The organism is Marinomonas pollencensis (assembly GCF_003387375.1).
GTDB classification, from domain to species: domain Bacteria; phylum Pseudomonadota; class Gammaproteobacteria; order Pseudomonadales; family Marinomonadaceae; genus Marinomonas; species Marinomonas pollencensis.
In genome coordinates, this window is sequence record NZ_QUNG01000005.1 from 268,815 (window position 1) to 288,780 (window position 19,966).

Annotated in this window: 21 protein-coding genes; 16 read left to right on the forward strand and 5 right to left on the reverse strand. The window is 44.8% G+C overall.

What is annotated here, in order from left to right; all coding sequences use genetic code 11:
- Window positions 1-755: 755 nt before the first annotated feature.
- The 13 genes from mnmG to DFP81_RS09675 all read left to right on the forward strand — a co-directional run bounded on the left by mnmG (window position 756) and on the right by DFP81_RS09675 (window position 12,290).
- On the forward strand, window positions 756-2,645 hold the full coding sequence (gene mnmG / locus DFP81_RS09615) for a tRNA uridine-5-carboxymethylaminomethyl(34) synthesis enzyme MnmG (protein ID WP_115897554.1): 1,890 nt from the start codon (window positions 756-758) through the stop codon (window positions 2,643-2,645).
- 38 nt (window positions 2,646-2,683) lie between these two features.
- Entirely contained in the window at window positions 2,684-3,310 is a 627-nt protein-coding gene (rsmG, locus tag DFP81_RS09620) for a 16S rRNA (guanine(527)-N(7))-methyltransferase RsmG (RefSeq protein WP_115897555.1), read from the forward strand.
- Window positions 3,311-3,314: 4 nt separating this feature from the next.
- Complete coding sequence (locus tag DFP81_RS09625; protein ID WP_115897556.1) at window positions 3,315-4,103, forward strand: ParA family protein; 789 nt, start codon at window positions 3,315-3,317, stop codon at window positions 4,101-4,103.
- A 38-nt stretch (window positions 4,104-4,141) separates the two neighbouring features.
- Complete coding sequence (locus tag DFP81_RS09630) at window positions 4,142-5,023, forward strand: ParB/RepB/Spo0J family partition protein (protein ID WP_115897557.1); 882 nt, start codon at window positions 4,142-4,144, stop codon at window positions 5,021-5,023.
- Window positions 5,024-5,203: 180 nt separating this feature from the next.
- On the forward strand, window positions 5,204-5,608 hold the full coding sequence (locus DFP81_RS09635) for an ATP synthase subunit I (protein ID WP_115897558.1): 405 nt from the start codon (window positions 5,204-5,206) through the stop codon (window positions 5,606-5,608).
- A 49-nt stretch (window positions 5,609-5,657) separates the two neighbouring features.
- The gene (gene atpB, locus DFP81_RS09640; protein ID WP_115897559.1) at window positions 5,658-6,479 is read left to right on the forward strand and encodes a F0F1 ATP synthase subunit A; all 822 of its coding nucleotides are present in this window, start codon (window positions 5,658-5,660) and stop codon (window positions 6,477-6,479) included.
- 62 nt (window positions 6,480-6,541) lie between these two features.
- Window positions 6,542-6,799, forward strand: coding sequence for a F0F1 ATP synthase subunit C (gene atpE / locus DFP81_RS09645; protein ID WP_009834415.1), 258 nt, complete (start codon window positions 6,542-6,544; stop codon window positions 6,797-6,799).
- Between the two features lie 57 nt (window positions 6,800-6,856).
- A complete protein-coding gene (locus DFP81_RS09650) occupies window positions 6,857-7,327 on the forward strand; it encodes a F0F1 ATP synthase subunit B (protein ID WP_115897560.1) in 471 nt (156 codons plus the stop codon).
- 11 nt (window positions 7,328-7,338) lie between these two features.
- Entirely contained in the window at window positions 7,339-7,875 is a 537-nt protein-coding gene (locus DFP81_RS09655) for a F0F1 ATP synthase subunit delta (protein WP_115897561.1), read from the forward strand.
- Window positions 7,876-7,913: 38 nt separating this feature from the next.
- Window positions 7,914-9,458 carry a F0F1 ATP synthase subunit alpha gene (gene atpA, locus DFP81_RS09660; RefSeq protein WP_115897562.1) on the forward strand — a complete coding sequence of 515 codons (1,545 nt, stop codon included), beginning with the start codon at window positions 7,914-7,916 and terminating at the stop codon, window positions 9,456-9,458.
- Window positions 9,459-9,546: 88 nt separating this feature from the next.
- Entirely contained in the window at window positions 9,547-10,407 is an 861-nt protein-coding gene (gene atpG / locus DFP81_RS09665) for a F0F1 ATP synthase subunit gamma (protein WP_115897563.1), read from the forward strand.
- A gap of 28 nt (window positions 10,408-10,435) precedes the next feature.
- The gene (gene atpD, locus DFP81_RS09670; protein WP_115897564.1) at window positions 10,436-11,812 is read left to right on the forward strand and encodes a F0F1 ATP synthase subunit beta; all 1,377 of its coding nucleotides are present in this window, start codon (window positions 10,436-10,438) and stop codon (window positions 11,810-11,812) included.
- A 61-nt stretch (window positions 11,813-11,873) separates the two neighbouring features.
- Window positions 11,874-12,290, forward strand: a complete 417-nt coding sequence (locus DFP81_RS09675; RefSeq protein ID WP_115897565.1) for a F0F1 ATP synthase subunit epsilon — start codon at window positions 11,874-11,876, stop codon at window positions 12,288-12,290.
- A gap of 82 nt (window positions 12,291-12,372) precedes the next feature.
- On the opposite strand, the gene DFP81_RS09680 is transcribed toward DFP81_RS09675, so the two are convergent.
- Complete coding sequence (locus tag DFP81_RS09680; RefSeq protein WP_115897566.1) at window positions 12,373-13,113, reverse strand: TrmB family transcriptional regulator; 741 nt, start codon at window positions 13,111-13,113, stop codon at window positions 12,373-12,375.
- 131 nt (window positions 13,114-13,244) lie between these two features.
- On the opposite strand from DFP81_RS09680, the gene tcdA reads away from it, so the two are divergent.
- Both tcdA and DFP81_RS09690 read left to right on the forward strand, forming a co-directional pair.
- Window positions 13,245-14,024: a tRNA cyclic N6-threonylcarbamoyladenosine(37) synthase TcdA gene (gene tcdA, locus DFP81_RS09685; protein ID WP_115897567.1), complete on the forward strand. Its 780-nt coding sequence runs from the start codon at window positions 13,245-13,247 to the stop codon at window positions 14,022-14,024.
- Between the two features lie 61 nt (window positions 14,025-14,085).
- Window positions 14,086-14,541, forward strand: coding sequence for a hypothetical protein (locus DFP81_RS09690; protein WP_115897568.1), 456 nt, complete (start codon window positions 14,086-14,088; stop codon window positions 14,539-14,541).
- 20 nt (window positions 14,542-14,561) lie between these two features.
- On the opposite strand, the gene DFP81_RS09695 is transcribed toward DFP81_RS09690, so the two are convergent.
- Both DFP81_RS09695 and DFP81_RS09700 read right to left on the reverse strand, forming a co-directional pair.
- Window positions 14,562-14,957, reverse strand: a complete 396-nt coding sequence (locus DFP81_RS09695; protein ID WP_115897569.1) for a SufE family protein — start codon at window positions 14,955-14,957, stop codon at window positions 14,562-14,564.
- A complete protein-coding gene (locus tag DFP81_RS09700; protein WP_115897636.1) occupies window positions 14,950-16,167 on the reverse strand; it encodes an aminotransferase class V-fold PLP-dependent enzyme in 1,218 nt (405 codons plus the stop codon). Before DFP81_RS09700 ends, DFP81_RS09695 begins: the two co-directional genes overlap by 8 nt.
- Before the next feature lie 228 nt (window positions 16,168-16,395).
- On the opposite strand from DFP81_RS09700, the gene DFP81_RS09705 reads away from it, so the two are divergent.
- Complete coding sequence (locus DFP81_RS09705) at window positions 16,396-17,934, forward strand: GntR family transcriptional regulator (protein WP_115897570.1); 1,539 nt, start codon at window positions 16,396-16,398, stop codon at window positions 17,932-17,934.
- On the opposite strand, the gene DFP81_RS09710 is transcribed toward DFP81_RS09705, so the two are convergent.
- Window positions 17,931-18,557 (reverse strand): DsbA family protein, encoded by a 627-nt coding sequence (locus DFP81_RS09710; RefSeq protein ID WP_115897571.1) that lies wholly within the window; start codon window positions 18,555-18,557, stop codon window positions 17,931-17,933. The genes DFP81_RS09705 and DFP81_RS09710 overlap by 4 nt on opposite strands.
- Before the next feature lie 181 nt (window positions 18,558-18,738).
- Window positions 18,739-19,935: an amino acid aminotransferase gene (locus DFP81_RS09715; protein ID WP_115897572.1), complete on the reverse strand. Its 1,197-nt coding sequence runs from the start codon at window positions 19,933-19,935 to the stop codon at window positions 18,739-18,741.
- Window positions 19,936-19,966 lie beyond the last annotated feature (31 nt).

Here is a 19,966-nt window from a genome sequence, read left to right on the forward strand (position 1 = left end):
ACTTCCTTTCCACAGCTAAAATATTTTTCTTCACCGCCGCGACTTTCTGTCTGCGGCTATTCTCAGGCCCTAGGTTAAATTTTTCTTCAGTCAGATGACTGAATGCTTTGTTTGTGACGAATGATGGAAAGTTACTCACAATTTGGCCAGATTAAGACTTTCATGCTTTCTCCACAATCTTGCTTAGACACTAAAAACCTAGCCGCAAACGAATTATTCACATTTAGATTTTTACAGAAAGTAAGGAAGTTAAAGTTTTTTCAATTTTTTGCTTGTGGATTGTTTTTCTTCGCCAAAGCCTTTTTTGACTGTGGATAAGTAAATAAATACCAATAAATACAGATATATAGATAAAGGCAATTTAAAAAAACCAATTGTTGATAAGTATGGTGATAGGTCCATAAGAAGTTTTGCACAGTTTTTAACAAGTATGAGCCAAAAATTTCGCCGTGTATAACTACCCATTTTATGCACAGGTTGAGGTTATCCACACCACAAGATAACGGCCCCTGTCTTAACAAGTTGTTATCCACGTAAAGCTATAATTTATATAACTATTTTGTTGTTATCCACTGATTTTTAGCTGCTATATAAACATAACAAACATAAAAAGACATATATATAATATACTTATATTAATATTGATGACCGGGTAATGCCTTGTCACATCGCTTTCTTTTTCAAAATTAGCCGATATACTAAGCGCCCTTATTCGAGTTGTTCGTTTTTTATTCATTTTATATTCCGAGGTTCCCGTGGATTTCCCAACCCGCTTTGATGTGATTGTGGTCGGTGGTGGACATGCTGGTACAGAAGCTGCTTTAGCTGCAGCACGTATGGGTGTGAAAACTTTATTGTTGTCCCACAACATTGAAACTTTAGGACAAATGTCCTGTAACCCTGCTATTGGTGGTATCGGGAAGTCCCACCTAGTAAAAGAAATTGATGCTTTAGACGGTGCAATGGCACTGGCAACAGATAAAGCAGGTATTCAATTTCGTACTTTGAATTCTCGTAAAGGCCCTGCTGTTCGAGCAACACGGGCTCAAGCAGACCGCGTTCTTTATAAAGCAGCGATTCGCTATCAACTAGAAAATCAAGAAAACCTATGGTTGTTCCAACAGTCTGCAGAAGATCTCATTGTTGAAGATGGCGCTGCACGTGGTGTGATCACCCAAACGGGTATCCGCTTTAATAGTAAAACCGTTGTTTTAACCGCAGGTACATTTTTGGGCGGCATTATTCATGTTGGCTTACAAAATCATGCTGGTGGACGCGCAGGTGATCCACCATCTATTGGTTTGGCTGAAAAACTACGCGCGCTTCCATTTCGTGTAGACCGTTTAAAAACAGGTACACCACCTCGTATTGATGCACGATCAGTAGATTTTACTCAAATGCAAGCACAGCCAGGTGATGACACAACACCTGTCATGTCGTATATGGGTAATCGTGGCATGCATCCACGTCAAATTGAGTGTTTCATCACTCATACTAACGAAAAAACCCACGATATTATTCGCAGCGGTATGGATCGTTCACCAATGTACACAGGTGTAATCGAAGGTGTTGGCCCACGTTATTGCCCTTCTATTGAAGATAAGATTGTTCGTTTCGCCGATAAAAATTCCCATCAAATCTTTATTGAGCCTGAAGGTCTAACAACCCACGAGCTCTATCCGAATGGTATCTCCACGTCTTTACCATTTGATGTCCAAGTGGAGCTTGTTCGCTCCATGAAAGGGATGGAAAACGCGCATATCATTCGTCCAGGTTATGCCATTGAGTATGATTACTTTAATCCGCAAGATCTAAAATACTCTTTAGAAACCAAACACATGCCAGGATTGTTCTTCGCTGGACAGATTAATGGTACAACCGGTTATGAAGAAGCCGGTGCGCAGGGACTACTTGCGGGTACGAATGCGGCACTTTTGGCGCAAGAAAAAGACGCTTGGACACCGCGCCGTGATGAAGCTTATTTAGGTGTATTGGTTGATGATCTAATCACCATGGGTACCAAAGAACCGTACCGCATGTTTACCAGCCGTGCTGAATATCGTTTGATTCTACGTGAAGACAACGCAGATATGCGCTTAACGGAGAAAGGTCGTGAGCTTGGTTTAGTATCTGATGCTCGTTGGGAGCAGTTCTGTAAAAAGCGCGAAGCGATCGAGCTAGAAACTCAGCGTTTAAAATCCAGCTGGATTGTACCTAATTCACCTGAAGCTGACGAAGTGAACCCTAAACTTGAGACGCCAATTAGCCGTGAATACAGCTTATTAGACCTATTGAAGCGTCCAGGTATCGTTTACAAAGACATTGCGAACTTAAAAAATGCACCTGAAGATGCGGTGGATGAGCAAGTCGCAGAGCAAGTTCAAATCGCAGTAAAATATGCTGGGTATATCACTCGTCAAGCTGAAGATATTGAGCGCTTACGTCGTCAAGAAAACACGCCATTGCCAGAAGATCTGGATTACAGCAAGATGGAAGGACTGTCTAATGAGATCAAACAAAAATTGACTCAAGCCCGTCCAGCAACGCTTGCTGCGGCATCTCGAATCCAAGGTGTTACCCCAGCAGCAGTATCCTTACTATTAATTCATTTGAAAAAACGTGCGATTGCACGCAAAAGTGCCTAGAATCAGCAGCCGATAACGCCTTTTAATTGGATTCGACTGTGACTCACTTTGATGCCATTCAAAAAGGCGCCCAACAAATGGGCGCCAATTTATCTGATACCACTATTCAAACCTTGGTAGATTACTTAGCGATGTTCCAAAAATGGAATAAAGCTTACAATCTCACCGCGATTCGTGATGTTGATCAGATGATTTCATTACATCTGCTTGATAGCTTAGCTACCTTGCCCTTTATTACCGGTGACGACATTATTGATGTTGGGACTGGGCCTGGTTTGCCAGGTATGGTGCTGGCCATTTGCTACCCTGAAAAACGTTTTACTTTGCTGGACAGTAATGGCAAAAAAACACGTTTTCTCACCCAAGTTAAAATGGAACTGGGAATAAACAATGTTACTGTTGCCAATGAGCGAGTGGAAAAACACGCTCATCAAGGTCACTATGATCATGTTATTTCTAGGGCCTTTGCTTCACTTCAAGACATGATAAACTGGACCTTACCACTGCCAAAGGACACAGGTAATTTTTTAGCGATGAAAGGGGTATACCCTAGTGAAGAGATTGCTGAATTGCCACCTGAAGTGGAAGTCATCAATATTGAACCGCTCAATGTGCCAACCATACAAGCCGAGCGCCATATGGTAGTGATGGCACGTAAAGGATAAAAAAATGGCGAGAATAATCGCAGTCACGAACCAAAAAGGTGGCGTAGGTAAAACTACTACTTGCGTCAATTTGGCCGCTTCTTTAGCGGCAATGAAACGTCGTGTACTTTTGATCGATCTCGACCCACAAGGTAATGCCACAACGGGAAGTGGATTAATCAAAGAAGAACTAGACACCAGTGTTTTTGATGTTTTAGTCGGAAGTCATGGCGTAAAAGATGTCATGAAGCTGGTAATGGAAGACACGCCAGATGGTAAATATTGGGTGCTGCCTGCCAATGGCGATCTAACTGGAGCTGAAGTCGCACTATTGGACTTACCCAGCAAAGAAACGCGTTTACGGGCAGGGCTTTACGAGGTAGACAATGACTTCGATTATATTTTACTAGACTGTCCGCCTGCGCTTAATATGCTAACCGTTAATGCGTTAGCGGCATCCCAAGGTGTGCTGATTCCTGTTCAATGCGAATACTATGCGCTCGAAGGTCTAACGGCTTTATTGCAAACCATTGAGCATATCTCGCGTGCATTAAACCCTTCATTAGAAATTGAAGGTATCCTGAGGACTATGTATGATCCTCGCCCCAGCTTGACACATGACGTTTCAAATCAGTTGCAAAAGCACTTTGGCAGTAAAGTGTATGATACTGTGATCCCAAGAAATATTCGTCTTGCTGAAGCGCCGAGCTATGGTGTTCCAGTGTTGTATTATGAAAAACAATCTCGTGGCGCCATTGCTTATCTCGCTTTGGCGGGGGAGTTTATTAGAAAAAGGCATGCCAAAACGGCATAGCTTAGTGGTTCGACTGATTTCAATTAGGGTATTAGAAGATGACGATGAAAAAAAGAGGCTTGGGTCGCGGTTTGGATGCCTTATTAGCGCCGCAGGCAACCACTACTGAGTCTAATGAGCCTGCTGGCAGTGAGCCAGTCAAAGGGTTAACTTATTTGCCAGTAGATTGGCTGTCTAAGGGTAAGTTCCAGCCTCGTCGTGATATGAATCCAGCCTTACTGGATGAATTAGCCTCTTCTATTCGCACCCAAGGCATTATGCAGCCCATTGTGGTTCGCCCAATTGGCACTAATCAATATGAAATTATTGCCGGTGAACGCCGTTGGCGTGCTGCCAAATTGGCGGATCTAAGCCAAGTTCCTGTGATTGTGCGACATGTTGAAGACTCTGATGCTGTGGTGTTAGCCTTGATTGAAAACATTCAGCGTGAAGATTTAAATCCGGTAGAAGAAGCCTTAGCATTACAGCGCCTAGTAGAAGATTTTAATCTTACGCAACAGCAAGTCGCTGACACGGTTGGGAAATCTCGTTCTACCGTGGCTAATTTATTGCGCTTGCTTGGCCTATCACCTGAAGTGCGCCGCTTATTGGAGCATGGTGATATCGAAATGGGGCACGCGCGTGCTTTGCTGCCATTAGAACAGGAAAAACAAATTCAGGCGGCTTCTCAAGTAGTGACAAAGTCGCTTTCAGTTCGAGAGACTGAGCGATTGGTTAAATTACTCCAAGCCCCTGAAAAAGATGAAAAAAATACCCCCGTCTTACCTGATTTTAACGCGGAAGCTGAAAAAATTAGCCAATCTATTAATGCCCAGGTAAAAATCCAACCCTCTGCCAAAGGCAAGGGGAAAGTGGTGATTGAGTACCGTAATCCTGAGCATCTTGAGCTCTTGATCAGTGAGCTCTTTACGAAAAAATAAAGTAATTTTGTGACAAGTTGATTTTTCTATCTAGACATAAATCTTAAGAAGTGGTGAGAGTGGTCAGTTTCGGTTGATCACAGCTTCTAATACTCATATAATGCGTCGAATTTTAGAATTGAAGGAAGAAAATGCACTTTCCTTGCTTTGTTTTGGTGCATGGTAAAAAGGTAGGAAAAAATGACTAACAAGAAGCCTTTAAGTGCGACAGCTCTGCTTCTTGCTAAGAAACAATCGGTCATGCGATTTATTTTTTTGCAGATTCTTTTCGTTTTCTTCGTTTCTTTGGGAATTTTTTGCTTTGTTGGTGGTCTCTACGGGTACTCTTTTGTACTTGGAGCTCTTTGTAGTATCGCCCCTAGTATTTATATGGCGTGGCGCGTCTTCGGATATCGAGGAACACGACCTGCTAAGGATGTAGTAAGAGCATTCTATCGAGGAGAAGCCGGTAAATTGGTTTTGACAGCGGTGTTATTGTCGCTGGTTTTTCTTCTTATTAAGCCATTAGCGGCAGGCAGTTTTTTTGCTGGTTTTGGTATTGCGATTTTGAGTCACTGGCTCAGCCCTTTTGTACTGAATAAATAGCAGTACAAGAGGATAAGGTTTTAATCATTGAAAGAGCGTGGATATAAATATGGCAAGTGAAAATCCAACAGCTTCTGAATATATACAGCATCACCTTCAGAATCTGACTTTTGGTCAGCATCCTGATGGTAGTTGGGGCATTGCTCACGGTGCTAAAGAAGCAGCTGACATGGGGTTTTGGGCGATTCACCTAGATACGATGGGCTTTTCTATCGGTTTGGGCATACTGTTTTTATGGTTATTCCGTAAAGCAGCTAAGAAAGTGTCTGCTGACACACCGTCCGGATTACAAAACTTTGTAGAGTTGATGGTTGAGTTCGTTGACGGCAGCGTCAAAGAAACCTTCCACGGCAAAAATAAAGTCATCGCACCTTTGGCGTTGACGATTTTCGTCTGGGTATTCTTAATGAATACGATGGACCTTGTGCCAGTCGACTTTTTGCCTACTATTGCAGCAATGCTAGGCATTCCATACTTTAAAGTTGTACCAACCACGGACCTTAACGCTACCTTAGGTATGTCTTTGTCTGTTTTTGTGCTGATTATTTACTACAGCATTAAAGCCAAAGGTGTAAGTGGTTTTGTTGGTGAACTAACCTTACAGCCTTTCGGTAAATGGATGATTCCTTTCAACTTATTGCTTGAAGGCGTCGGTCTATTAGCGAAACCTGTTTCATTAGCATTGCGTTTATTTGGTAACCTTTATGCTGGTGAATTGATCTTTATTTTGATTGCCATTTTACCTTGGGGCCTACAATGGGCGCTTTCGGTACCATGGGCTATCTTCCATATTTTGGTCATCGTGCTTCAAGCCTTCATCTTTATGATGTTGACTATTGTCTACTTGAGTATGGCGCACGAAGAGCATTAAAAAAGAGTTCTTTAGTTATATTTATTTCTTGAATCTAAAACTGTGAAAATGTAGGAGTTAAAATGGAAACTGTAGTTGGTCTTACTGCGATTGCTGTAGCCCTTCTTATCGGTCTAGGTGCCCTAGGTACTGCGATTGGTTTTGGTCTACTAGGTGGCAAATTCTTGGAAGGCGCTGCGCGTCAACCTGAGATGGTTCCAATGCTGCAAGTTAAAATGTTCATCGTAGCGGGTCTTCTTGATGCCGTAACTATGATCGGTGTAGGTATCGCATTGTTCTTTACTTTCGCGAATCCTTTTGTTGCTCAGGTCGCTGGCTAAGATTCTGTGATACTTTGCAGAAACGATTTTTAAACGACTTAGAGCGAGGATATTAGCGTGAACTTAAATCTCACACTTATAGGCCAAGCTATCTCGTTTGCGATTTTTGTCTGGTTCTGCATGAAATATGTGTGGCCACCAGTTATTGCTGCGCTCGAAGAGCGTAGCAAAAAAATTGCAGACGGTTTGGAAGCAGCGAACCGTGCTTCACGTGATCTAGAGACAGCTCAAGAACAAGCTGCTCAAACATTACGTGAAAGCAAGGAACAAGCGGCCGAGATTATTGAACAAGCCAACAAACGTGCGAACCAAATGATCGACGAGGCGAAAGAGCAGGTAATTGCCGATGGCAAGCGTCTGCGCGAAGCGGCTCAAGCAGAAATAGAACAAGATGTTGTGCGTGCTAAAGAAGCATTGCGAGCTCAAGTTTCTGTTCTAGCTTATGCCGGTGCCGAGCGTATTTTGGGTGCCACTATTGACGAAAAAGCACATAGCGAGATCGTTGAACAACTCGCCAAAGAGCTTTAAGCGAGGGTCTAATGGCTGAATTAAAAACAGTCGCGCGACCGTACGCTAAAGCGGCTTTTGAAGTAGCTCGCGAGCAAGGGCAAGTAACAGAATGGGCTAGTATGTTAAACATATTAGCGTCTGTTACTTCTGAGCCTAAGCTTAAAACTGCTCTTCAGAACCCAGCTTTTAGTGCGGAAGAGAAGGCAAACGCTCTAGCGGAAGTTTGTGCTGAAGTAACAAGCGAACAAGGTAAAGCATTTTTGCTTAACCTAGCAGAAAACAAGCGTTTATTGCTGTTGCCTGCGATTTCAACGTTATTTCAAATGTTTAAATTGAATTTCGAAAAAGCGGTAGACGTTAAGTTTACATCAGCGTTCGAACTATCAACTGAACAAGCACAAGCATTAGCCGCTTCGTTGGCGAAAAAGTTAGATCGTACGGTCAACTTAACCAATGAAACAGACGCGAGCCTAATTGGTGGCGTGGTTATCCGTACCGGTGACTTAATCATCGACGGTTCAGTACGCGGTAAATTAGCGAAACTGGCCGAGGCGATAAACTCCTAGTATTTCGTTAAATCGAAAACAGGGTTGAGGAATTTAGCATGCAGCAACTGAATCCATCTGAGATCAGCGAGATTATCAAGAAGCGCATCGAGAACCTTGATGTTTCTTCTGATGCCCAGAATGAAGGCACAATTGTCAGCGTGGCAGACGGTATCGTTCTGATCCACGGTTTGGCAGACGTAATGTACGGGGAAATGATTGAATTCCCTGGTGGTATTTTTGGTATGGCTTTGAACCTAGAGCGTGACTCTGTAGGTGCGGTTGTACTTGGTCAATACCATGACCTTGTTGAAGGTCAAAAAGTTAAATGTACAGGTCGTATTCTGGAAGTTCCAGTTGGTCCTGAACTACTTGGTCGTGTTGTTGACGCATTGGGTCACCCAATCGACGGCAAAGGCGCGATTGAAACAACTTTGACAGATAAAGTTGAGAAAGTGGCACCGGGCGTTATCGCTCGTCAGTCAGTTGATCAGCCTATCCAAACTGGTTACAAGGCTATCGATGCCATGGTACCAGTAGGCCGTGGTCAGCGTGAGTTGATCATCGGTGACCGTCAGATTGGTAAAACGGCGTTGGCTATCGACACCATTATCGCTCAGAAAGACAGCGGTATTAAGTGTGTGTATGTAGCGATCGGTCAGAAACAATCTACTATTGCTAACGTTGTACGTAAGCTTGAAGAAGCTGGCGCAATGGAATACACCACTGTAGTTTGTGCAGGCGCATCTGATCCAGCAGCAATGCTTTATCTTGCTCCATACACTGGCTGTACAATGGGTGAATACTTCCGTGACCGCGGTGAAGACGCATTGATCGTATATGATGATTTGACTAAACAAGCTTGGGCTTACCGTCAAATTTCATTGCTACTACGTCGTCCACCAGGTCGTGAAGCTTACCCAGGTGACGTATTCTACCTTCACTCTCGTCTTCTAGAGCGTGCATCACGTGTAAGCGCTGATTACGTTGAGAAGTTCACCAATGGTGAAGTAAAAGGCCAAACTGGTTCTTTGACTGCTTTGCCAATCATCGAGACTCAAGGTGGTGACGTATCTGCGTTCGTACCAACGAACGTAATCTCCATCACTGATGGTCAGATCTTCCTTGAAGCGAGTGCATTCAACGCGGGTATTCGCCCAGCAATGAACGCAGGTATCTCGGTTTCTCGTGTAGGTGGTGCGGCTCAAACTAAGATCGTTAAGAAACTAGGCGGTGGTATTCGTCTAGCCTTGGCTCAGTACCGTGAATTGGCGGCATTCGCTCAGTTCGCATCTGACTTAGATGAAGCAACTCGTAAGCAGTTAGAGCACGGTAAACAGGTTACAGAGCTGATGAAACAGAAGCAGTTCTCTCCAATGCCTGTTGCTGACATGGGCGTAGTCCTTTACGCTGCTAATGATGGCTACCTTGAAGATGTTGAAACAAGCAAGATTGGCAGTTTTGAAAGCTCTCTAATCAGCTACATGAACAGCGAACACGCTGATCTTATGGCTGACATTAACAAAACTGGTAATTTTAACGGCGAGATTGAAGCGACATTTAAAGCGGCAATCGAGAAGTTTAAAGCGACACAAACTTGGTAATGAGCTTGGTGATAGGCCGTTAACGCAGCCCGTCACCAGTCTTTCTTTGCAGTTTGTGAAATAACATTCTCACAAGGGCAGTTCTATTATGGCAGTCGGAAAAGAGATACGTACTCAGATTTCGAGCATTAACAATACGCGTAAAATTACTCGTGCTATGGAAAAAGTAGCAGCAAGTAAAACGCGTAAAGCTCAGGATCGTATGGCCGCTTCTCGTCCGTATGCGGAACGAATTCGCCAAGTAGTTGGTCATTTGGCCAACGCGAATCCTGAGTATAAACACCGTTACCTTACCGAGCGTGAGGCGAAGCGTGTTGGTTATATCGTAATCTCTTCTGATCGTGGTTTGTGTGGTGGTTTGAACGTTAACGCGTTTAAAGCCGCAATAAAAGGTATGAAGCAGCAAGCTGAAGCAGGTATTGAAATTGATATCTGTGCTATTGGCAGCAAAGCGGTTTCATTCTTTCGCAACTACGGCGGAAACGTAACAGCAGCCTTTACTGGATTAGGTGATGCCCCTAAAGCAGAAGACCTAGTCGGTAGTGTGAAGGTGATGCTTGATGCATTTGATGAAGGTCGCATTGATCGTCTTTATGTCGTGTCTAATGAGTTCGTGAATACCATGACTCAGACGCCTAAAGTCGAGCAGCTTTTGCCATTGAAAGCAGAAGAGAATACAGAGTTACAGCACCACTGGGATTACATTTATGAGCCAGAAGCCGTTGAGATTCTCAACGAATTATTGGTTCGCTACATTGAATCTCAAGTATATCAATCTGTGGTTGAAAACATTGCGTGTGAACAAGCAGCTCGTATGCTTGCTATGAAAAACGCAACCGACAACGCAGGCGATATCATTGATGAATTGCAGTTGGTGTACAACAAGGCTCGTCAAGCAGCAATTACTCAGGAAATTTCTGAGATAGTTAGCGGCGCGGCAGCGGTTTAAGGTATTTAGGTATTAAGAGGATCCGAACATGAGTAGCGGACAAATCGTACAGATTATCGGTGCGGTTATCGACGTGGAATTCCCACGTGATAATGTGCCAAAAGTATATGATGCCCTTACCATCGAGGGTAAAGAGTTGGTGTTGGAAGTTCAACAACAGCTAGGCGACGGTGTTGTTCGTACCATCGCCATGGGTTCCACTGACGGCATGAAGCGTGGCTTGGTTGTTGAAAACACAAACCAACCAGTTTCTGTACCAGTTGGTACTCAAACACTAGGACGTATTATGGACGTTCTAGGTAACCCAATTGATGAAAAAGGCGCAATTGGCGAAGAAGAGCGTTGGTCAATTCACCGTTCAGCTCCTTCTTATGCTGATCAGTCTTCTAGCAACGAACTGCTAGAAACAGGAATCAAGGTTATCGACCTTGTTTGTCCTTTCGCGAAAGGTGGTAAAGTTGGTCTGTTTGGTGGTGCCGGTGTAGGTAAAACCGTAAACATGATGGAACTTATCCGTAACATCGCAATCGAGCACAGCGGTTACTCTGTATTCGCTGGTGTTGGTGAGCGTACTCGTGAAGGTAACGATTTCTACCATGAGATGACTGACTCGAACGTAATCGACAAAGTATCTCTAGTATACGGTCAAATGAACGAGCCACCAGGTAACCGTCTTCGTGTTGCTTTGACTGGTTTGACTATGGCTGAGAAATTCCGTGACGAAGGTCGTGACGTACTTTTCTTCGTAGATAACATCTACCGTTACACGCTTGCCGGTACGGAAGTATCTGCATTGCTAGGTCGTATGCCATCTGCGGTAGGTTACCAGCCTACACTTGCTGAAGAGATGGGTGTTCTTCAAGAACGTATCACCTCTACTAAGACTGGCTCTATCACGTCTGTTCAAGCGGTATACGTACCTGCGGATGACTTGACTGACCCGTCTCCAGCAACAACCTTCTCTCACTTGGACGCAACGGTTGTATTGTCTCGTGACATCGCATCTTTGGGTATCTACCCAGCGATCGACCCACTAGATTCTACTTCACGTCAGCTTGACCCTCTGGTTATCGGTCAAGAGCACTACGACGTAGCACGTGGCGTACAGATGGTATTGCAACGTTACAAAGAGCTTAAAGACATTATCGCAATCTTGGGTATGGACGAGCTATCTGAAGAAGATAAGCAAACGGTTAACCGTTCTCGTAAAATCCAGCGTTTCTTGTCTCAGCCTTTCTTCGTAGCAGAAGTCTTCACTGGCGCACCAGGTAAGTATGTTTCTTTGAAAGATACTATCCGCGGCTTTAAAGGCATCTTGGATGGTGAGTTTGATGACCTTCCAGAGCAAGCGTTCTACATGATTGGTAGCATCGACGAAGCAGTCGAGAAAGCTAAGAAACTTTAACCATCACGCGAAGCAAGGGCGTTTAGGCGCTCTTGCTTAGTCTGACTAAGAGAGGCAACTTATGGCTATCACAGTACACTGCGATATCGTAAGCGCTGAACAAGAGATCTTTAACGGTGCCGTTACATCTCTTGTGGCTGCAGGTGATTATGGCGACCTAGGCATTATGCCCGGTCACGCGCCATTATTGACGACTCTGCAACCAGGTCCTGTTCGTGTGGTTAAAGAAAATGGTGACGAAGAGTTTATCTTCGTGTCCGGTGGCTTCCTAGAAGTTCAACCGCACCGTGTCACCGTCTTGGCCAACACGGCCATTCGTGCAAGAGATCTTGACGAAGAGGCGGCACTAAAAGCGAAGCAACATGCGCAAGAGCTTTTAGCCAACCAAAAACCTGATGTTGACTATTCTCGTGCAACAGCGGAATTGGCAGAAGCCATGGCTCGCTTACGCACTATTCAGCAGTTCCGCCATCAATAAGCGAAACGCTCGAGTAGAACAGTCTAAAAAGCAGCCCTAGGGCTGCTTTTTTTTATGGCTAAAGCATTTTCTTAAGCGTTATTTAGAGCATTTTCCAGAGCGTATCAAAAATGATTTGTTGGGCACTGGCTATGTCCTTTGACTCCAGTACCACGGCCGAAGGGAAGTTGTTGCTTGCTAAGGAAATAATCGCACATTTTGGCGGGTAGATAGCGATATAACTGGCATCTACCGGGCCTTCTGTTTTGATCCACTTACGTTCTGATAGACCAGCTTCTTCGCCACCTTCTCCTAACGCGATCACTTTTACATTGATGCCCAGCTTGATTCGCTGTTTGGTGTAGTTAGGAAACGGACGATATAAGTAAGGACGAATCGGTTTCGACGAAAACACACAATATTCTTTATGGTCTTGTTGCGAAACGACGTTTAGAATGTCGCGCAATACCCATTCTATGCCATCGTCGCCTTCATAATAGCGCACGTCAGTATGATGATAATCAGGCTGCTGCTGGCTTAAATTGGGAATGATGGTGCTTTTGAGTGATTCAATGGTTTTGTCTAATTGCAGACGCTTGTCTTCTGCTAGGCTGAGCAGAATATCTGGGTTTTCGGCCATAAAAAAACGCCGTTTTCCTTTCGGAAAATAGCTGATCACGCCTTTGCTTTGTAGCTGTTTTAGCGCTTCGTAAGCAGTACCGCGATTAATACCGCTGTGTTCGGCAATGTCACGAATTGAGGAAGGTCCAAGCTTTAACAAGGTTTGATAAAGCTGAGTTTCTCTTGGGGTGAGACCGAGTTGTTCAAAAGCGTTTTGGGTCATAGGATTCACAAAAACCAAATATCAATAGTAGGGTGCAGAATACTCGCCCGTTTAGGCTGCTGTAAAGGCATGGCATAAGACATTTAATAAGTGATAACACGCAGAACTGAGGGTTTTGTGAGGAGTAGAAAGTGACAGATGATCAACGATTTGGCGGAATTCGCCGGTTATATGGCGATGCGGCTTATCAGACCTTTGCTCAAGCCCACATATGTGTAGTTGGAATTGGTGGTGTTGGTTCGTGGGCGGCTGAAGCATTAGCGCGTTCTGGCATAGGTAAGATCACCTTGATTGATATGGATGACATTTGTGTCACCAATACCAATCGCCAAATTCACGCACTTGATGGCAATATAGGTAAATCGAAAGTTGAGGTAATGGAAGCGCGTATCCGGTTGATAAATCCCAACTGTGAGGTAACGGCAGTAGAAGACTTTATTACCCCTGAGAACCTCTCTGAGTTACTGCTAGAGCCATTTGATTATATTATTGATTGCATTGATAGTATTAAGCCTAAAGCGGCGCTTATCGCTTGGTGTAAGAGCAATAAGCGTTCTGTGATTACTGTTGGTGGAGCTGGCGGACAAACGGACCCGACTCAAATTCAGACGGCAGATTTGGCGAAAACCACGGGCGACCCATTGGCGGCCAATTTACGCAACTTCTTGCGTCGTTATTATAATTTTAGCCGCAACACCAAGCGCCGCTTTCATATTGAGTGCGTGTATTCCATTGAGCAACTGAGCTACCCTCAAGGCGATGGTAGCGTGGCCAAAACGAGACCTAAAGGCGACACTGAAACAAAAATGGGTTGTGATACTGGCTTTGGCGCCAGTACCGCGGTCACGGCGACGTTTGGCTTTGTGGCGGTGTCTAAAGTGCTCGAAAAGTTAGCTAAAGCGAGCTCATAAAGCGTTACGACTATTGTTTAACCAAATTGTTTAACTTATCCATTATTAAAAGAGACTGTTTATGAGCGTGTCAGAAACAACAAAACCCACCGTAATTTATGGTGAAAAAGGGGCGAATCTGTCGTTTCGAATTATTCGCTACGCGCTACTGTCTTGCTTGCCTTTATTAGCGGTGTGTATTTACGTCAATAATTACTTTTTGATCGCCCCTGTGTTGTTGCTGATCGCATCGCGCTATATGACGGCCAAATATTGGAAAACCACACCTTATGTGGTGTTTAGCGCTACACGCATGGAAGTAAAGCCTTCTAAAGTGGCTGTGGTCAAAGTGATTCCCTATGAAGATGTTGTGAGTGTGCAAGAGCATAAACGGGCTTGGTCGCTAGATTACACAGATAAAGGCAAGGAAAAGCAGGTGGTGATTGTGAAGTTCTGGTTAACACCGGAGGGAATTGAACGTGTTCGTAGCGAACTAGAACAACATGTTGCTAGTGTGACACAGCCTTTTCAACCATAGCGGAGAAAAGGCTGCTGCTATTATGCTTGTAGCCTTGCCAAAATCGATAATACGCCATTCGTACGAGAGCTGGTGAGATAGCTGGAAAGGTTCAGCTCGGCTAGCTCTGTTTTTAGATCCATCTCTTGTATGGCTTGCTGGGTTTTGCCTGTGATCAAGCTAATAATGGCTACGAGCACGCCCCGCATCAGCTTGGCATCGCTGTCGGCTTTAAAGTAGCGTTGCTCAGCACTTCCTTCTACGATCAGCCAAACGGCGCTTTCGCAGCCTTTGACTTGGTTCTCGTCTGTTTTTTCTTCATCGGATAAGCGTGGTAAGCGCTTGCTCAAAGCGACTAACGCTTTGAATGTTTCTTCTTTACTACGACAAGCTTGTAGCTGTTGTTTGACCGTGTGTGGGCTAGGGAAATCATTCATCTGCTAAGATCTCAATGGCTTCTAATAAAACGTCGCAGAACTGGTCTGCTTCTTCCAAGGTATTGTAACAGGCAAATGAAGCTCTTAAGGTGCCACTGACGCCCAGTTGTGCCATGAGAGGGTGAGCGCAATGGCTGCCTGCTCGAACCGCGACACCTTTACTGTCTAAGTAGGCGTTCAAATCAATGGTATGTATATTTGGCACACTTAGTGAGACCAAGGTGGTCTCGTGCTCTGGCGAATAGATCTCGATACCGCCTTCTTTACGTAGGCGAGTATAGACGTGATTAGCGAGTTTTTGCTCCCAGTCGAGCAGCGCAACTCTGTCTTGTTGGGCGAGAAATTCACACGCTGCGGCTAAGCCTATAGCGCCATCAATATGAGGCGTGCCAGCCTCAAGACGATACGGCAGAATGTTAAACTCAGTAGCTTGATAAGCCACATGACGGACCATTTCACCACCTGTTTGATAAGGGAGAAGTACGTCTAATGCTTGACTCTTTCCATATAAAACACCAATCCCTGTAGGGCCATACATTTTATGGCCTGAGAAGACATAGAAGTCACAATCAATTGCTTGCACATCAACAGGGTAATGGGCCACAGCTTGTGCACCATCGACCAAAGTAAAGGCGTTATATTGCTTTGCTTCGTTAATCATTGTTTGCAACGGTGTGCGTACCCCAATGGCATTGGATACCTGAGTGGCAGCAAAAATACGCGTTCTATCGGTAAAGTACTTTTGGTACTCGGGTTCCCATTCGCCGTTCGAGGTGAGAGGCAATACCCTTAGCCGTGCACCAGTACGAAACGCCAGTTGTTGCCAAGGTACCAGATTAGCGTGATGTTCCAGGCTAGTGATGAGGATTTCATCGTCTTTTTCGAGCAGGTGCTCTAACCCGTAGGCCACCATATTGATCGCTTCTGTGGTGCCTTTGCTCCAGATAACATGACTGTTTTCTGGCGCATTAATGAAGTTCGCGACACGTTCTCTTGCTTGTTCAAAGTGATTGGTAGCGCGGTCACTGAGAAAATGAGCACCCCGGTGTACATTGGCATTGAAAGAGCGGTAGTAGTCTTGAATCGCGTCTAAGACAAGTAGAGGCTTTTGCGTGGTGGCCGCATTGTCGAGGTAAGCCAACGGGTAGTCATACGCCGTTTGTTGCAGGATTGGAAACTGATTGCGCAAGGTATAAGAATCAAAAGCCATAGACAGTCTACTTTTTGCGTTACTGGTTATCTTAAATAAGCTCATTGCAGCACGCATTAGAATTAGAGAAAAGCCTAAAAAGTAGCAATACTGCTGTTAAAGTGATGAAATTGTACCTTAACTTTTCCATTGTATTAGGAATAATTGGTATTTTGCTTGTCTTTTTCGATAAGCCCCTTACTCTTTGATAACAGATCTTAGATGACAAACTAGAAAAGGTACAAAACAGTGGCGGATTTTTTATACAAAGGGGTAGTAGATTGGTTTTTGGATCAAGTCTCACAAGAAGCGATTGTTGCTGGCGATCGTATGCCCTCGCTACGCACATTGGCTAAGCAGCTTGGCCTGAGTTTAAACACAGTCATCCATGGTTATGAGATTTTAGCGGCAGAAGGCTGGATAGAATCGCGGCCTAAATCGGGCTACTTTGTTTGCCATCGAAGTGATGTTAAACCGGCACTGTTATTAGCAGGCGAGGCGATGCGCAAACTGCCTTCTACTGGTAGTAAAGCAGCCTGGTCTTGTCTTGCTCATCGTGGTGCCCTAGTCGATCAAAGTGATGCTTTCCTTGCGTCATCTGGGCGCACCGAAGAAGTGGATATTCCTGTCTTAGGAAAAGGCCATTTAACCGTTCGTGAGACGGTGAGTGAGTATTTAAAAGGCTTAGGTATTAAGAGTCATGCATCGCAATTATGGTTGGGCCAGTCACCCTTAACGGTATTAACCCAATCGATTCAAGCGTTAACCCAACGCGATGATAATGTATTGGTCATTACGCCGTGTGATCCTCGATTATCATCAACTTTACAAAGCTTAGGACGCCGCGTGATTAGCATTGCAGCGGGAGATCGAGGTGTCGACCTTGATCTAGTGGTTCGTTGCTTGCAAGAAAATGACATCAAATTGCTTATTCTTCCTGGGCAGTTTGCTTTTCCGGCTGGCCTGGCCATTAGCAATTTAAGCTTGCGCCGTTGGCTTGCTATTATTGATGAACTGAAATTGCCAACCATTGAGTGGGATTTGTGCTCGCACCTAGCTCATCGGGCTGGCTCGCTAATGACTTATAAATCATTGGATTCATCGGATCATATTGTTTATATCGGAGGGGTGGAAACGAAAGGGGTTAATCGTTCTGCCAGCTGGTGTTTACCTGGGCGTCATCAGAGCGCTTTAGAAGGGGCGTTTTTGTCCATTGATATGGCATTAAGCGATGCGCAGCAAAACGCCTTAAGTGACGCGTTATTATCGACGGGTAAGCGCTCGTTAGCACGGCGGTCGCGTCAGGTTTGGGCCAACTCAGAGCGGATAAAAGCACATTTAGAAAGCTGTTTAAAAGGCCAAGTCAGCTTTGCGGCAAGCAAAGGGGGAATGGGGCTTTGGATGAAGTTACAAACACCTTTGGACGAGCAAGATATGACGGCGCTGTTGGCCAATTATCGTCATGTTATTGTGCCTGGTAAATTGATGAGCAATGAGCCAGACGCGGATTATTGGATCGCTATTAACGTTACGCTAGACGATGTAGAGCCATTAACCAAGAAGCTGGCTGAACGCTTGTCGCTGAAAGAGGAGAATCAATCAGAAACGGCTTTCGTTAGTGAGGATTCTGCCGCGATATCAACAGCTACAGTAGAGGCGACAGAACCCCAAGATGCGTTAGAAAAAGCCCCCTTAGCTGAGCCAAAAGAGGATAGAAAGCAGCATGATGCCGCTACCAACCCTCTTTACAACCCAATGCTAGACTTGATTAACCACGATTTTGGCTAAGCAAGTGCTTTTTTGATTGCCGCTAACATGCTTGTATGATCTTGGTAGTCTAGCGGAATAGGGGTCAAATGGTCCCCGAGTATCAGGGCCAGAGAAGGAAATGAATTTAACCCCAAGTGACGAGCTTGGTTGATTTCTTGCTCTAGTAAGCCTTCTTTTTTCACATGCGCCATGGCTTTTTCAAAACCTTCAGGCTTTAAGCCAATGTGTTCCGCACACGCGGTGAGTGTGCTGAGGTCTGATGGGTTTTGCGCCTGCAGGTAATAAGCTTCTTGGATCGCATGATACATCTCATCTTCAAGGTCTGAATCTCGCGCCACCATACAAGCTCGACAAGCAGGGTAAGTCGAACGGCGAGGCTGAGTATTACGCCAAAAATCAAAATTAAACTCAGTACCAAGCGCAGCATTAATATGCTGCCAAGTGCCCTCTAGTTTTGCTTTCATCTCGTCTGCCATAGGCACATCAGAATCCGCGGCCAAGCCTCCTAATAAAGGTTGAATGGTGAGCTGCTTAGTATCGATTAAAGGCTGTAAGCTTTTTTGCAGTGCGGTCCAAGTAGGGCGAAATCCCCAACACCAACTGCACATAGGGTCATAACAGTAAATTAGCGTGGCTGTCATAGGTGATTCCATCAAAAGATAAATTAAAGAAAGCCTTCAAGGCTAACAGCCTGACTCACGACTGAACAGTACTTTGTTGTGATTTTTAGCGGTGAATAGCCATAAAAAATGGCCACCTTAAACTCATTAAGGTGGCCATTTAAAGGTGTGTATTTTGTTTCCTATACGGCGAAACGAAATGCTAGCCTTTTAGAACCGTGGCGATGGCATCACACAAAGGTTCCATGTTCTCATGGGTCATGCCGGCGACGTTAATACGGCCAGAACCGACAATATAGATACCAAAGTCTTTGCGTAGCTGAGCGACTTGATCTGGGGTTAAACCAGAAAAAGAGAACATACCGCGTTGTTTAGAGATGAATGAAAAGTCCTGTGTCACGCCTTTAGTGCGTAGCGTATTAACAAACAAACTGCGCATCTCATGGATACGGGTTCGCATACTTTTCAGTTCCATTTCCCACAAGCTGCGTAGCTCTTTGCTGTTTAGGATCTCTGCCACAATAGCCGAACCATGGGAAGGTGGGTTCGAATAGTTGGTTCGAATACAGCGTTTTACTTGAGTGAAGGCTGCTTCGGTTTGTTCTGCTGTTTCGCAGACAATCGTCAATGCACCCACGCGCTCATTATATAGGCCAAAATTCTTCGAGAAAGAGTTTGCAATCAGCATCTCTGGAACGTGCTCCAGGAAGGTGCGCAAGCCTTTCGCATCTTCTTCGATTCCTTCACCAAAGCCTTGGTAAGCAAAGTCAAACAGAGGTAAGAAGCCTTGTTTGCTGCACAGCTTGGCTAATTGATACCACTGCTCAGGTGTTGGGTCTATGCCTGTTGGGTTATGGCAGCAGCCATGGAACAAAACTACGTCGCCCGCTGGTACTTGAGAAAGGCTAGCCAGTAGCGCTTCGAAATCTAAGCCTTTGGTATTCGCGTCGTAATACGCGTAGCTGCCTACTTCTAGACCCACAGATTGGAAAACTGCTTGGTGGTTCGCCCAGGTTGGGTTACTGACCCACATGGTTGCTTCAGGCAAATGTTTTTTAATGAATTCTGCCGCGATACGCAGTGCACCAGTACCGCCAGGTGTATGGGCCGTCTGTGCAAGTTGTTTGGTGATGATGTTGTGGTCTTCACCAAATAAAAGTGTTTGTACCGCTTGTCGATAGGCTGGTGCGCCTTCGATGCTTAAGTAGCTCTTTGTTAATTCTTGATTTAACAGGCGTTCTTCTGCTTGTTTTACAGATTTTAGTATCGGCGTGGCGCCTTGCTCGTCCTTGTATACACCCACACCTAAATTAATTTTATTAGGATTTAGATCGTTGCGAAAAGCGTCATTCAGACCAAGAATAGGGTCTGCAGGAGCAGCTTGGATATGTTCAAACATGGTGACTCCCCAAAAGGGTTATTTGCTGTTT

Excerpts from the sequence above, each read along its gene's own strand:
- DFP81_RS09625 (WP_115897556.1), top strand. The coding sequence starts at position 3,315 with ATGGCGAGAATAATCGCAGTCACGAACCAAAAAGGTGGCGTAGGTAAA.
- DFP81_RS09630 (WP_115897557.1), top strand. The coding sequence starts at position 4,142 with ATGACGATGAAAAAAAGAGGCTTGGGTCGCGGTTTGGATGCCTTATTA.
- DFP81_RS09635 (WP_115897558.1), top strand. The coding sequence starts at position 5,204 with ATGACTAACAAGAAGCCTTTAAGTGCGACAGCTCTGCTTCTTGCTAAG.
- atpB (WP_115897559.1), top strand. The coding sequence starts at position 5,658 with ATGGCAAGTGAAAATCCAACAGCTTCTGAATATATACAGCATCACCTT.
- atpE (WP_009834415.1), top strand. The coding sequence starts at position 6,542 with ATGGAAACTGTAGTTGGTCTTACTGCGATTGCTGTAGCCCTTCTTATC.
- DFP81_RS09655 (WP_115897561.1), top strand. The coding sequence starts at position 7,339 with ATGGCTGAATTAAAAACAGTCGCGCGACCGTACGCTAAAGCGGCTTTT.
- atpA (WP_115897562.1), top strand. The coding sequence starts at position 7,914 with ATGCAGCAACTGAATCCATCTGAGATCAGCGAGATTATCAAGAAGCGC.
- atpG (WP_115897563.1), top strand. The coding sequence starts at position 9,547 with ATGGCAGTCGGAAAAGAGATACGTACTCAGATTTCGAGCATTAACAAT.
- atpD (WP_115897564.1), top strand. The coding sequence starts at position 10,436 with ATGAGTAGCGGACAAATCGTACAGATTATCGGTGCGGTTATCGACGTG.
- DFP81_RS09675 (WP_115897565.1), top strand. The coding sequence starts at position 11,874 with ATGGCTATCACAGTACACTGCGATATCGTAAGCGCTGAACAAGAGATC.
- DFP81_RS09680 (WP_115897566.1), bottom strand. The coding sequence starts at position 13,113 with ATGACCCAAAACGCTTTTGAACAACTCGGTCTCACCCCAAGAGAAACT.
- DFP81_RS09690 (WP_115897568.1), top strand. The coding sequence starts at position 14,086 with ATGAGCGTGTCAGAAACAACAAAACCCACCGTAATTTATGGTGAAAAA.
- DFP81_RS09695 (WP_115897569.1), bottom strand. The coding sequence starts at position 14,957 with ATGAATGATTTCCCTAGCCCACACACGGTCAAACAACAGCTACAAGCT.
- DFP81_RS09700 (WP_115897636.1), bottom strand. The coding sequence starts at position 16,167 with ATGGCTTTTGATTCTTATACCTTGCGCAATCAGTTTCCAATCCTGCAA.
- DFP81_RS09710 (WP_115897571.1), bottom strand. The coding sequence starts at position 18,557 with ATGACAGCCACGCTAATTTACTGTTATGACCCTATGTGCAGTTGGTGT.
- DFP81_RS09715 (WP_115897572.1), bottom strand. The coding sequence starts at position 19,935 with ATGTTTGAACATATCCAAGCTGCTCCTGCAGACCCTATTCTTGGTCTG.